12 protein-coding genes are annotated in these 13,644 nt (G+C 40.9%); 8 read left to right on the plus strand and 4 right to left on the minus strand.

What is annotated here, in order from left to right; all coding sequences use genetic code 11:
* Positions 1 to 490: 490 nt before the first annotated feature.
* From dnaA to KS2013_RS00035, 7 genes are all read left to right on the plus strand, one after another.
* A complete protein-coding gene (dnaA, locus tag KS2013_RS00005) occupies positions 491 to 1,897 on the plus strand; it encodes a chromosomal replication initiator protein DnaA (protein ID WP_068988190.1) in 1,407 nt (468 codons plus the stop codon).
* A 36-nt stretch (positions 1,898 to 1,933) separates the two neighbouring features.
* Complete coding sequence (dnaN, locus tag KS2013_RS00010) at positions 1,934 to 3,037, plus strand: DNA polymerase III subunit beta (RefSeq protein ID WP_068988192.1); 1,104 nt, start codon at positions 1,934 to 1,936, stop codon at positions 3,035 to 3,037.
* Between the two features lie 48 nt (positions 3,038 to 3,085).
* Complete coding sequence (gene recF / locus KS2013_RS00015; protein WP_068988193.1) at positions 3,086 to 4,192, plus strand: DNA replication/repair protein RecF; 1,107 nt, start codon at positions 3,086 to 3,088, stop codon at positions 4,190 to 4,192.
* 38 nt (positions 4,193 to 4,230) lie between these two features.
* On the plus strand, positions 4,231 to 6,657 hold the full coding sequence (gene gyrB, locus KS2013_RS00020) for a DNA topoisomerase (ATP-hydrolyzing) subunit B (RefSeq protein WP_068988196.1): 2,427 nt from the start codon (positions 4,231 to 4,233) through the stop codon (positions 6,655 to 6,657).
* Positions 6,658 to 6,935: 278 nt separating this feature from the next.
* The gene (locus KS2013_RS00025; protein ID WP_068988198.1) at positions 6,936 to 7,139 is read left to right on the plus strand and encodes a dodecin family protein; all 204 of its coding nucleotides are present in this window, start codon (positions 6,936 to 6,938) and stop codon (positions 7,137 to 7,139) included.
* Positions 7,140 to 7,308: 169 nt separating this feature from the next.
* Entirely contained in the window at positions 7,309 to 7,869 is a 561-nt protein-coding gene (locus KS2013_RS00030; RefSeq protein ID WP_068988200.1) for a hypothetical protein, read from the plus strand.
* 108 nt (positions 7,870 to 7,977) lie between these two features.
* A complete protein-coding gene (locus KS2013_RS00035; protein ID WP_068988202.1) occupies positions 7,978 to 8,553 on the plus strand; it encodes a hypothetical protein in 576 nt (191 codons plus the stop codon).
* A 40-nt stretch (positions 8,554 to 8,593) separates the two neighbouring features.
* Here KS2013_RS00035 and ubiK read toward each other — a convergent pair whose 3' ends face one another.
* From ubiK to pepQ, 4 genes are read right to left on the minus strand one after another with little or no spacing between them, the layout of a single operon-like run.
* Entirely contained in the window at positions 8,594 to 8,833 is a 240-nt protein-coding gene (ubiK, locus tag KS2013_RS00040) for a ubiquinone biosynthesis accessory factor UbiK (protein WP_068988203.1), read from the minus strand.
* A gap of 4 nt (positions 8,834 to 8,837) precedes the next feature.
* Positions 8,838 to 9,200 (minus strand): SirB2 family protein, encoded by a 363-nt coding sequence (locus KS2013_RS00045; RefSeq protein WP_068988206.1) that lies wholly within the window; start codon positions 9,198 to 9,200, stop codon positions 8,838 to 8,840.
* The gene (locus tag KS2013_RS00050; protein WP_228703682.1) at positions 9,187 to 9,882 is read right to left on the minus strand and encodes a YigZ family protein; all 696 of its coding nucleotides are present in this window, start codon (positions 9,880 to 9,882) and stop codon (positions 9,187 to 9,189) included. Before KS2013_RS00050 ends, KS2013_RS00045 begins: the two co-directional genes overlap by 14 nt.
* The gene (gene pepQ, locus KS2013_RS00055) at positions 9,883 to 11,205 is read right to left on the minus strand and encodes a Xaa-Pro dipeptidase (RefSeq protein ID WP_068988209.1); all 1,323 of its coding nucleotides are present in this window, start codon (positions 11,203 to 11,205) and stop codon (positions 9,883 to 9,885) included. It lies immediately after the preceding gene.
* A 261-nt stretch (positions 11,206 to 11,466) separates the two neighbouring features.
* On the opposite strand from pepQ, the gene fadB reads away from it, so the two are divergent.
* Positions 11,467 to 13,632 carry a fatty acid oxidation complex subunit alpha FadB gene (gene fadB, locus KS2013_RS00060; RefSeq protein ID WP_068988210.1) on the plus strand — a complete coding sequence of 722 codons (2,166 nt, stop codon included), beginning with the start codon at positions 11,467 to 11,469 and terminating at the stop codon, positions 13,630 to 13,632.
* Positions 13,633 to 13,644: the final 12 nt, after the last annotated feature.

A 13,644-nucleotide genomic window follows, 5' to 3' on the forward strand; every position in this document is an offset into this window, starting at 1 on the left:
GTTTCATGCTTTTTGCCAGATGTTACCAAGTAATAATTATATATATATATTTAAAGATCTTATTATTATTATTAATGGCTTCCTTTGCTGTTGATAAATCTTCAATTACACTATAAAACAAAGGCTTAGCAAAATGATAAAGCTGTTCTTAATCTGTTTTTAAGAGGGTGGTCTAATCTTGAATAAGTATGTTTTTTTCATGTTTGTCACTGTTTTGCACAAGTTTTATCGTTTTTTATACCTTATTTAGTCACAGATTGTTATTTTTTTACCTTTTCTTATACTTTCTGTGTATTTACTCCCCGGTTACAAAATTCCTTGTGTTTCTGGTTTTTTTAATATTTTCTCTAAAACTGTGGATATTTTATTATTATAGATCTACACTATCTCAACATTGCAGAAAAAGGGGCTACAGTTTTCCATTAGTTTTTTGCAATAACGCTATACTGATTTTAAAAACAATATAATAAACAAGGACTTGGAAGCTATTATGTCGAATAGCATCTGGCGAAACTGCTTACAACGATTACAGTCTGAGTTATCCGTTACCGAATTTAACACCTGGATAAAACCATTACAGGTACGTGAAACAGATAACGAGATGGCTCTTTTTGCGCCTAACCCGTTTTTTGTCGACTGGATACGTCAACAATATCTAGATCGCATTACGGAAGTTGTTAACAGCAAACCAGATAACACTCAGCTCCATATTTCTCTTCACGTAGGTCATGCTCAGTCTGATACTCCTGAGAAATCTAGTGCTAATCCCGTTTCTGCTGCTAGTTCAGAACTGATAAACGGTAACCACCAGTCCCTGAGAACGCCTTCAGCTAACAATAATTCTTCTTATTCTGGCAACCCGTCCTCAAATTTCCCTCAAAATAACTTGAATGATAAATTCACATTCAACAGTTTTGTTGAGGGTAAATCTAATCAGTTGGCTCGTGCTGCTGCAGAGCAGGTTGCAGAAAACCCTGGTATATCTTATAACCCGTTGCTAATTTACGGAGGCGTCGGTCTGGGTAAAACCCACCTCATGCATTCGGTTGGTAATTTAATTTTAAAGGACAAGCCAGATTCCAAGATTGTTTATCTGCATTCTGAGCGCTTTATGGCCAATATGGTAAAAGCCCTACAAAGCAATAGTATGGATGCATTTAAAAATTACTATCGATCGGTTGATGCATTACTTATCGATGATATTCAGTTTTTCGCTAACAAGGGTCGTACTCAGGAAGAGTTTTTTCACACCTTTAATAATCTTATTGAAAAGAATAAACAAGTTATTATTACCTGTGATCGCTATCCAAAAGAAATTGAAGGTCTAGAAGAGCGTCTAAAGTCCCGATTTGGCTGGGGACTGACGGTTGCCATCGAGCCTCCGGATCTTGAAACTCGTGTTGCTATTTTGATGAGTAAGGCGCATCAGGCTAAAACAGAGCTACCACACGAAGTTGCCTTCTTTATCGCGAAAAGAATACGCTCCAATGTCCGAGAGCTTGAGGGAGCTCTGAAGCGGGTTCTTGCAAACGCACAATTTACGGGACGCGCCATAACTCTTGATTTTGTTAAAGATGCGCTAAAAGATCTAATAGCTGCCCAGGACAAACTAATTTCTATTGATAATATTCAAAAAACTGTAGCCAGCTATTACAAGATTAAGGTTTCTGATCTATTATCTAAGAGACGTAGTCGATCGATTACGCGACCACGACAAATGGCAATGACGTTAGCAAAGAAACTAACCAATCATAGTCTGCCGGAAATTGGGGACGCGTTTGGGGGGCGTGACCATACTACTGTGTTACATGCCTGTCGGAAAATAGATGAACTTAAAAGTGAAAGTGTTGATATAGAAGAAGATTACTCCAATCTATTAAGAACTTTATCAACATAAAAATATTCAATAATAGCTTTCTATAAGGGTATTCATATGCGATTTACCATCACACGGGAACAGTTGTTAGCGCCTCTTCAATCCGTTAGCGGTGCTGTTGAAAAACGTCAAACACTACCTATTTTATCCAACGTTTTAATGGTTGTTGATGATAGTAAGCTCTCACTTACCGCTACTGATCTTGAAATTGAACTTAAAGCTCACGTAGACCTTGAAGGTGAATTCGAGCCGGGTGAAATTACTGTTCCCGCCAGAAAACTTTTGGACATTATAAAAAGTCTCGGTGATGGTGAAAGTGTTAAGATTGAAATGGGTGAAAATCGTCTACGTATAACAACCCCTGGTAGTCGCTTTAATTTATCGACAATGTCGGCCAATGAATTCCCTAGTTTAGAAGAAACTGCTAGCCTTGCTTCACTCAGTGTAAAGCAACACACATTAAAAGAACTTATCGAAAAAACGCAGTTTGCAATGGCCCAGCAGGATGTTCGTTATTATCTTAACGGTATGTTATTCGAATTCACAGAAGACTATTTAACGTCAGTGGCTACCGATGGACATCGTCTGGCTTTATGCAAAGAGCGAGTAAAACTGGAGTTAGACGAAACTGTAAATGCAATTATCCCAAGGAAAGGTGTTGCTGAGCTTGGTCGTTTATTGGAGCATTCCGAGGAAACTATTACTCTTAGCTTGGGTTCAAACCACATAAAAGTCACTGATTCGGATTACTCCTTTACTTCAAAACTGGTTGACGGTCGCTTCCCTGAGTATGAGAAAGTTTTACCTCGAAACGGTGACAAGGTAGTTATAGCTGATCGTGAAGTTCTTAAAGAATCATTACTACGCGCCTCTATCCTTTGTAATGAAAAATTTCGTGGCGTCCGCTTCATGTTATCTAACGGGCAGGTCCGACTGCACGCTAATAACCCTGAACAAGAGGAAGCTGAAGTTGAATTCAGCGTAGATTACCAAGGACAAGACCTAGAGATCGGCTTTAACGTCAGTTATATGATTGATGTTATGAATACTATAAAAACCGAGCAGGTTAAGCTAACCTTTATAGATGCTAACAGCAGTACTCTTATTGAAGAGGTTGATGGTGGCGAAAGCATGTATGTTGTTATGCCGATGCGACTGTGATAGCAAACCCACAGCCGCCCATCCCAAACACACGTTAGTCACTAACTAGTGCATATAAATCAATTATCCCTATCGCATGTCCGAAACCTAGAGAAAGTCTCTCTAGGTTTTTCTCCAACCCTGAACATTTTTTATGGCCCAAACGCTGCTGGCAAAAGCAGTGTATTAGAGGCCCTTTATTATCTTGGAAACGGACGCTCTTTTCGTACTGCCAAACATAATAAAATCATCAACGATAACTACTCGGATTTTATTATCTTTTCTAACTTAGTTTCCTCCGGAGTTGATCATAAGCTAGGAATGTCTCGTAACCGTAGCGGAGAGATTTCTATCAAACTAGATTCTGAACCTGTTAAGCGCCTTTCAACATTAGCTAAACTGTTTCCTGTTCAGCTCCTATCTCCTGAGCAATATGATCTTCTTGTCAAAGGTCCTGGGGCTAGAAGAAAACAATTAGATTGGGGAGTGTTCCACGTGGAACATTCAGTTTTAGGTTTGTGGCAAAAAGTCCAAAAAATACTTAAACATAGAAATGAGCTTTTAAAAAAGCGTGTCCAGTATTCAGAAGTAACCGCCTGGGACAAACAATTAGTTACTTTATCTTTGCAAGTTACTCAACTCAGAGAGGCTTATTGTGATAAAATAAGACCCATATTTAAAGAATTAAGTCGAGCTTTTCTAAGCGATATTGATGTTGATATTGAGCTTTATCCGGGATGGACGGACAAAGGCAATAATGGCCTTGCTGCCATTTATGAAAGTCAATTTAACAAAGATAGGCAGTTGGGCTTTACACAGTCGAGTATCCATAAAGCTGACTTGAAATTTTATATAGATGAAAAGAAAAGGGCTGGAGACTACCTCTCCCGAGGCCAACAAAAACTTTTAATTACCGTTTTTAAACTTGCACAACTTCAGATTATGCAACAATACGGAAAGCAGACACCGCTGTTTCTGCTTGACGATATTGGAGCTGAACTTGATACTAACCATCAAGAGTTATTATTACAAATATTGTCTGAACAACCGCAAGAGCAACAAATTTTCATCACATGTGTACATTTAGAACCCCTCACACCCCTGATTAAAAGGTATAATGAGGCTAAAGTGTTCCACGTGGAACATGGGGTTGTTAAAGCTATTGATGAACTTTAATAACCTGGTGCAACACGATACAAACAGAAGGAATCCTTATGTCGGAAAATAACAATTACGATTCGTCGAGTATTAAAGTCTTAAAAGGACTTGATGCTGTTCGTAAACGCCCTGGTATGTATATTGGTGATACAGATGATGGTACAGGCCTTCACCATATGGTATTTGAGGTCGTAGATAACTCTATCGATGAAGCGTTGGCGGGTCATTGTTCAGAAATCACAGTCGTAATACATGATGATAACTCTGTATCCGTCCGTGATGATGGTCGTGGAATTCCAACGGAAATTCATGAAGAGGAAGGGGTTTCTGCAGCAGAAGTTATTCTGACCGTATTACATGCTGGCGGTAAATTTGACGATAACTCTTATAAAGTGTCGGGCGGCCTGCATGGTGTAGGTGTTTCAGTGGTTAACGCTTTGTCTGACGAGTTAACACTGATAATTCGTCGCGCAGGTAAGCGACATGAGCAGGTATATCATTTAGGTGTACCCGAAAAACCATTAGAAGTTGTTGGTGATAGCCAGTCTACAGGTACAGAATTACGCTTTAGACCAAGTACAGAGATATTCAGCGATATCGAGTTTAAATATGACATCCTGGCTAAACGGCTGAGAGAGTTATCATTTTTAAACTCTGGCGTGAGTATAAAACTGTCAGATGAGCGTAGTGGTAAGTCGGACCATTTTAAATACGAAGGCGGAATACAAGCCTTTGTAGAGTTCCTTAATCATAATAAAACGCCAATTCATGAGAAGGTATTCCACTTTACATCAGAACGTGAGGAAGATGGAATTACTGTTGAAGTGGCAATGCAATGGAATGATGGATTCCAGGAAAGCATTTTTTGCTTTACCAACAATATCCCTCAAAGAGATGGTGGTACACACCTTGCGGGCTTCCGGGCTGCGTTAACCCGAGGCCTGAATACCTTTATGGAAAATGAAGGATATAACAAAAAAGGCAAGGTAAGCACAACGGGCGATGATGCTCGAGAGGGTTTAACTGCAGTAGTTTCTGTAAAAGTCCCAGACCCTAAGTTTAGCTCACAGACTAAAGATAAACTGGTATCGAGTGAAGTTAAAAGTGCTGTAGAGCAGGCGATGGGTGAATATCTGAAAGAATTTCTGCTAGAGAACCCGAATGAGGCAAAATCTGTTGTAAATAAGATGATAGACGCTGCCCGTGCAAGGGAAGCTGCTAGAAAAGCGCGTGAAATGACTCGAAGAAAGGGTGCTTTAGATATTGCTGGTTTGCCGGGCAAGCTGGCTGACTGTCAGGAAAAAGATCCTGCATTATCTGAACTGTACATTGTGGAGGGTGACTCTGCGGGCGGTTCTGCTAAACAGGGACGAGATCGCAAAAACCAGGCCATTCTTCCGCTGAAAGGTAAGATTCTAAACGTAGAAAAAGCACGATTTGACAAAATGTTATCCTCGCAGGAAGTAGGTACATTGATTACAGCGTTGGGTTGCGGTATTGGCCGAGAGGAATTTGATCCGGATAAAACGCGTTATCATAGTATTATTATTATGACTGACGCCGATGTTGATGGTGCTCATATCCGTACCTTATTGTTGACCTTCTTCTATCGCCAAGTACCAGAGTTAATCGAACGGGGATATGTCTATATTGCTCAGCCGCCTTTATACAAGGTTAAGAAAGGTAAGCAGGAAACCTATTTAAAAGATGATGAAGCTCTGGAAGGTTACTTAACAAATCTTGCCTTGAATAATACGCAACTCTTTACCAGTAAAGACGCTCCACCAATTTCGGGTGATCGTTTAGAAACGCTAGTGAATGAGTATCGTGAAGTTAAAAAAACAATTATCAGAGTATCAAGGCGGCTTCCAAGGGAGATGCTTGATAAGCTGATATATCATAAAACTCTATCCGCAGAAGACATGAAAGATGAGACCAAGGTTAAAGAGTGGACAACGGTTCTCGAAGAAAAACTAAATGTTGATAGAACTAGCGGAGCGCATCGTTATGAGTTTTCTGTTAGAAAAGATAACGAACTGAATCTTTTCTACCCCCACTTGATAATGTATCACCATGGCGTTGAAAGTGAGTACTTACTTTCGAAAGAATTCTTCGTTTCTGAAGACTATAAGAAAATTAGCTTATTAGGTGAGCAACTTGAGAGCTTAATTGAAGAAGGTGCTTTCGTTAAGCGGGGTGAGAAAATACAGGAGGTTGAAACCTTCAGTGAAGTTCTAACATGGTTAATGGATGAGGCCAGAAAAGGGCAGTCGATTCAGCGCTATAAAGGACTAGGTGAGATGAACCCAGAGCAGCTATGGGAGACGACAATGGATCCTGAGACACGACGAATGCTGCAGGTCACAATTGAAGATGCGGTGGCCGCGGATCAGTTGTTTACAACCCTTATGGGCGATCATGTTGAGCCACGCCGTGAATTTATTGAAAGCAATGCGTTATCAGTATCAAACCTGGATATCTAATTTTAGGGGAAGGTGTTATATAGGGGCCATTAGGCCCCTTTTTTTGTGCACACAACTGGTGAATTATTTCTTTATAAAGAGCTGTAGTATCGACTACTCTTCAGCTGATTGAAATTTTACGATGTTAATAGTGATAAACCGGCTGGTGGAACCAACCAGGGTAATAGCTAGTCTGCAGGATTAAAGAATATTAAAACTGGTTACTTGTTTATGCCCTAAAAAAGGGTAGGATAAAAAAGGTATACAAGTAAATCAATTACAACGAAGGAGCTATATATATGTCAGTGGCAAAAGTAACGGAAATCATCGTTGAATCTGAAAAAAGCTTTGAAGATGCTGTTGTACAAGGGGTTAAGCGGGCTAATAGAACGTTAGATCAGGTCAAGGCAGCCTGGGTGAAAGAACAGCAGGCCGTTATTGATAATGGTGATGTTGTTGGTTTTCGTGTGGTGCTTAAAGTAACTTTTCTGCTAAAAGATTAATTTTAAATAAAAATAAAGAAGGTGCTAAACGCACCTTTTTTTAATTTTAGGCTATGGGTATTTTTAATACTTCCTAAAGCACTGAATAAATATAAAAGAGTTATTTGTCACAATAAATCAATAAGGAACGTCTCATAAAAGACTAACTAATAAAAAATGAGGATAAGTTATGAAAAACCATATAGCGTTAATATTTGGGATCCTGATAATTACTATCTCTGGCTGTAAAAATGACAATGAGGAACATAACCTCAAGGCCAGTATCGAGATAAGAAAGTTTGATTCGAGTAAGGTTAATAACTCGTTAGAAGAAGGTTTGGGAGAATTAAGCAATACATTTCAGGAAGGAGAAGAAATAGCTTTTTCTATTAGGCTAACAAATACTGGTTTTGAAACGAAACAATTAAGCTGGACAGGATGTGAGTTCAGTGTGGTACACGTTTTTAATTCAAACGATGAGATAGTATTCCCTTCAAATCTAAGACCGGTGAGTTGTACAGCCGATGTAAATGAGCGGGTAATATATTTTGGGGAATCACTTAATGAGCTGATTACATGGGACCAGGAGCGCTACACATCAAACTGGATAACAGTTCCTGAACCAACAGGTGAATATTTAACGCCCGGAGAATATACCGTTGTGAGCTATGTTTATATAGGCGTAGGTCCATTTGGGAGTGCAACTGAGGTTACCATTGACATGCCTGAGCAAACAATAATAATTGAATAAGGTTGTCTTGAACAACAATAAATATAGAACTTAATAAGACAGGCTGTAATTGAGTTATTTAGCCACGCAAGTGTTTAAGTTCTAATAAAAAAAAGGGTGGAGATAAAGATGAAATACCATATAGCTTTTATATTAGGGTTGCTGATTACTATAGTGACAGGGTGTAGAGATAATAATGATGATACAAAAGAGAACTATGAAGACTTAGGCTTAAAGGCTGAATTAGAGATACGCGAGTTTGATTCTACTCAAATAACAAATGGCTATTCAGAGGAAGGCTTAGGAGGTGTTAGCAATACATTTAATGAAGAGGAGGAATTAGCCTTTTATGCGACGCTAACTAACGAAAGCCTGGAAACTTATACGGTTAAGTGGCCTTGGTGTGATTTTTACAAGGTTGAGGTTTACGACAAGGACAATAAGTTAGTTTTCCACTCTTTCTATAGAGATGTTGTATGTTTAGCGGTTGAGAAAGTGAGGGTTGTTTATACTGAAGAAAGCATAAATGGCATTATTTCTTGGGATCAGACTGTGTACGCTACTTTGGATGAAAAATTAACAGCAGGAGAGTATACAGTTGTAAGTTATATTGATGTTTATATCGAGAAAAGCAACGGAGAGGGATTTGATGTAAGGCTCGACATGCCTGAGAAAAAATTAACGATATTGGCTGATCCATTGTAACTGGAAGGAATAAGAAAAAGGCGAGTATTAACTCGCCTTTTTAACGATTTTCTAATTCCTGTAACTTTAACTCCAAAGCTTCAAGTTTTTGTCGGGTACGCAACAGTACCTGAGTCTGTGTATCAAACTCTTCGCGTGACACCAAATCAAGTTTAGCCAGCTGGGTTTGCAGAATTTGTTTAAACTGTTTACTCATTTCATGTTTGGCAGTTTTTAATTGCTCAGGCATGGAGTCTGACAGTTTTTGGGCAATATCATCTAACTTTTTAGGATCAATCATAGTGTTACCATAGAATAGGTTTGATACGTGCTAAGTAAAGTATGGAGGCAAAACTGATAATTGCAAGCGTAAAGGCGATGCCACGCAAGCTAGTTTTATTGGTTTTAAACGTTATGATCCCAAAACCAATATAGACCACGATTAATAATAGTTTGATGGCTAACCAGGATGTAACCGTCCAGCCATAGAAGGTTGCGAGAAGCAGGACGCCACTCAGCAATAATAAAGTATCGATTACATGAGGTGTAATTTTAACCCACTTCTTAGTAAGCATAGGACTTTTACGGAAAAGCCAAACACTGCGTAGCAAAAAACCAAGGATGGTAATAATGGCGAGGGTCATATGGATATGTTTAAGCGCTGTCATCGGTCACCTGTATACGTAATTGTTGTTTATTTTCGTAAGCTTCTATGGAGCTAAGAAACGATTCTAGCTGATTTTGAGGCACTTCTGCTTCAATAGCAACCTTGTCGCTAAAGCTTTCGGCTATATTGTCTGCCTGATGTTCATGGAGCAAATAGAGAACCTGATTTTGAAGGTCGTAGCTAGTAATAATAGAAACAGAGGTCGTGTAGATACGTAAGTGAGTATTAACTAGCTCTAGACCTCTTTTAACTCCTGCGCTGTAGGCACGTGCCAAACCGCCAGTCCCAAGCTTGGTACCACCATAATATCGAGTCACAACAGCAGTAATGTCGCCTAACCCTGAATGCTGAAGAACGTTGAGCATGGGCATTCCAGCAGTACCACTGGGTTCACCATCGTCTGAGCAGGCTATTAATGTCGTACTGTCAGGGTTTCCAACAATATAAGACCAGCAATGGTGAGTGGCGTCGGGTTCGCCAGCGTTTAGCTGTTTAATAAAGGATTTAGCTTGTTCGACACTTGGGGTAAAGGCGATGCGAGTGATAAATCGACTGCCCTTTATGACTTCTTCAAAGGAGCAAGGTTTGTTTACCGGGTGAGTAGGCACCCGATAAGAAGGCATATTAGAGGAGATACCAGTATTATCGGTATCTCCTCCTGAGCCGGAGGGGGTTGTGACCATTTATTTCAGATAGGTTCTGGTCAAATTGCGATGGCCGTCTGCAGTAACAGCAATATCATCTTCAATTCGGATGCCACCAAATGGACGGAACTGCTCGATACGGTCCCAGTTTATGCTGGAGCCATGTTCGCTATCTTTTAGATCAGCCAGTAGTGACTTGATGAAATAAAGGCCTGGCTCAATGGTCAGCACCTGATTTTCTTCAATAGTGCGCGTATTGCGTAAGAACGGGTGTTCTTCAGGCGGCGGAGCAGGATCACCGTCTGGGTTCGAGATATGTCCGCCAACATCATGGACCTGTAGACCAATCTGGTGCCCAAGGCCATGTGGGAAGAAAGTACGAGTAACACCATTCTCAACCATAGCTTCTGGACTCATATCACAAATATTAAACTGGTTCAGAACTTTAGCGACTTCCAGATGTGTAGCAACATGAAGCTCAACATAGGACTGACCTGGCTTAATACGGTCAACTATACCCAGGTGGAGCTTTTCCATTGTTCCAATCAGCTCGGCAAACTCAGTATTTTTATCAAAAGCATAGGTTCGTGTGATATCTGCATCATAGCTATTATAGCGTGCTCCAGCATCTATCAGGAAAGTACGATGCTCGCTCGGACGCTCTGTATCATAGTGCATGTAATGTAGGATCGAAGCGTTTTCATTGAGTGCAACGATACTATTATAAGGTAGTTGTGCTTCGTGGTGTCCACTGGCCAAAAGATAGGCTAAATGGATTTCCAGTTCTGAACCCTGATTATAGAACATATCGCGTGCAGCCATGTGGCCCATCGCGGCGCGCTTATTAGCAAGTGCGCAGCACTCGATTTCATACGCGGTTTTTGTCGCTCTAAACCAATTGATTTCATTAATCACATTACCAGGGTTGATAGCATCGAAATCTTCATCCAAAAATGGGTAGGCCATTTCGCCTATAAAAGCTATATTGCCGTTTGATGGCATGAAAGCACGAACTTCATCTTTCTTGCGCATCATTTTGATGTCAAAGTGTTCAACCCAGAAGCCATCTGGATCACCAGCAACTTTATGCCAGAAATCAACAGGCTGATAATAGCAGAGTGTCAAGTCCCCTTTGGCTGAAATAATTAATGTGCTGTCATGAAGATCGTCATGAGGCACAAAACTATTAAAGTGGAAATTGGACTTGAATGGGTATGACATGTCGTCCAGGAAAATACCATGTAATGAGCCAGCAGGAATCAGCAAGTGATCGAAGCCATGACGCTGCATTGCGTCCTGATAACGCTTCTTAATCGTCTCAATGTGTTCCGCGAACAATGGTTTTAACTGTGAATCGGTCATAAAACTACCGTGTTGCCTATGAAATAATACACGCATTATTCCAGATCGGCCTGTGGGTGAGCAAGGAAAGAATGAGTTTGTGGGGTGGGTTTGCTAACAGGCTTTCGATCCGGCGCAAAGTTCGTTATCATTGGTCAGACCAGATAAACCCATTGAGTCGATAAGACTCATTGAAGTACACTGAATTGTTAAGTCCGTACATTTCGGATCTGTCAGAATTTTATAATTTCCATCATCTGATAACCAACATGGAGATACAGAATGATATTTGAAGGTCAGTCGATTCAATGCAGGCTGCGCGATAAAGGTATCGCTGAAGTTTGTTTTGATAACCAGAAAGAATCGGTCAATAAGTTCGACCGCAATACCCTTGAAGAGTTGGGTAAAGTAATAGACTTGTTGAAGGATAATAACGACGTTAAAGCTGCGATGGTAACCAGTGGCAAGCCAGTCTTTATTGTTGGTGCGGATATTACCGAATTTTTAAGCTTGTTTGCTCTGCCAAGAGAAGAATTATTGCAGTGGGTAGTTGAGGCGAACAAGGTATTCTCAGGATTTGAATCGCTTCCATTCCCTACCGCAGTGGCAATTAATGGTATTTCTCTGGGCGGTGGCATGGAAATGTGCTTAAGCTGTGACCTGAGAGTTGCATCAACAGCGGCTCAGGTTGGACTGCCAGAAACGAAACTGGGCTTGATACCTGGCTTTGGCGGAACGACTCGCCTACCAAGAGTGATTGGCGCGGATAACGCGTTTGAGTGGATTGCCGCGGGGAAACCAAAGAAACCGGCAGAAGCATTAAAACAAGGTGCCATTGATGCGTTAGTTGAGCCGGATGATCTGATCACTGCAACGGAAAATACATTGCTTGAAGCGGTTGAAGGTAAAATTGACTGGAAGAAAAGACGCGCGGAAAAAACGAGTCCATTGCAGCTCAATAAAACAGAGGCAACCATGTCTTTTATGACTTCGAAAGCTTATATTGCGGGTCAGGCTGGTCCACACTATCCTGCACCGGTTAAAGCTGTTGAGGTGGTTGAGAAAGGGGCTGCTTTACCATTAGAAGAAGCCATTAAATTTGAACACGAAGCTTTTGTTGATGTAGCGCAAAGCTCACAGGCTGGAGCACTGGTTCAGTTATTCTTAAACGATCAGGTGTTAAAAAAGAAAGCTAAAATTGCTTCTAAAACCTCAGATGTAGAAGTTAAGAACGCGACCGTGTTAGGTGCAGGAATCATGGGCGGTGGCATCGCCTATCAGTCAGCTTCTCGTGGTGTTCCGGCAGTAATGAAGGACATCAATCCCGACGCCCTGGAGCAGGGAATGGATGAAGCCATTAAACTGTTTGGTAAAGGTGTAAAGTACGGAAAAATCTCAAATGAGAAAATGGCAAAAGGTATAGCCAGTATCAAGCCAACCTTAAGCTATGAAGAAATAAAACATACCGATATCGTGGTTGAAGCGGTAGTTGAAAATCCGAAAGTTAAAGAGTCAGTACTGGCGGAAGTTGAAGGTTTGATGCCTGATGACGCCATAATCTGCTCCAACACATCAACCATTTCAATTGATAGACTTGCTAAGGCATTAAAACGTCCTGAGAAATTTTGTGGCATGCACTTCTTTAACCCTGTGCACAAAATGCCGCTGGTCGAAGTGATTCGTGGTGAAAAAACATCGGATGAAACAGTGGCAAGTGTGGTGGCGTATGCCAGCAAGATGGGTAAATCACCTGTTGTTGTTAATGATTGCCCGGGTTTCTTTGTAAACCGCGTACTATTCCCATACTTCGGGGGCTTTTCAAAATTAGTCCGTGATGGGGCTGACTTCCAAAAAGTCGATAAAGTAATGAGTAAAAAGTTTGGATGGCCAATGGGTCCTGCTTATTTGCTTGATGTGGTCGGTATGGATACGGGACGTCATGCAGCCGAAGTAATGGCTGAAGGATTCCCGGATCGCATGAGCAAGGAAGAAAAAGATGCGATCGACGTGATGTTTGAAAACGATCGTTACGGGCAAAAATCAGGCAGTGGTTTTTACGTTTATGGTAAAGACAAGAAAGGTCGCCCAACGAAAGAAGCCGATCCAAAAGCTTATGAACTATTGAAAGAAATTACAGCCGACAGCAAGGATTTTGACGATGATGAGATCATCGCTCGTACTATGCTGCCGATGATTATTGAAACAATTCGTTGCCTTGAAGAAGGTATCATCGACAGCCCGGCTGAAGGCGACATGGCTTTGGTATACGGATTAGGTTTCCCTCCATTCAGAGGCGGCGTCTTTAAATACGTTGATGAGCAGGGTATTGAAAAGATTGTAGAGTTAGCTAAGAAGTATCAGCACCTGGGTAAGGCTTATGAGCCGACCGAAGGTATGTTAGAAATGGCTAAGGCTGGTAAAAAGTTTTACCAGTTAGACGCAGCCTAAGACAACCATAGG

Source organism: Kangiella sediminilitoris (assembly GCF_001708405.1).
Taxonomy (GTDB): domain Bacteria; phylum Pseudomonadota; class Gammaproteobacteria; order Enterobacterales; family Kangiellaceae; genus Kangiella; species Kangiella sediminilitoris.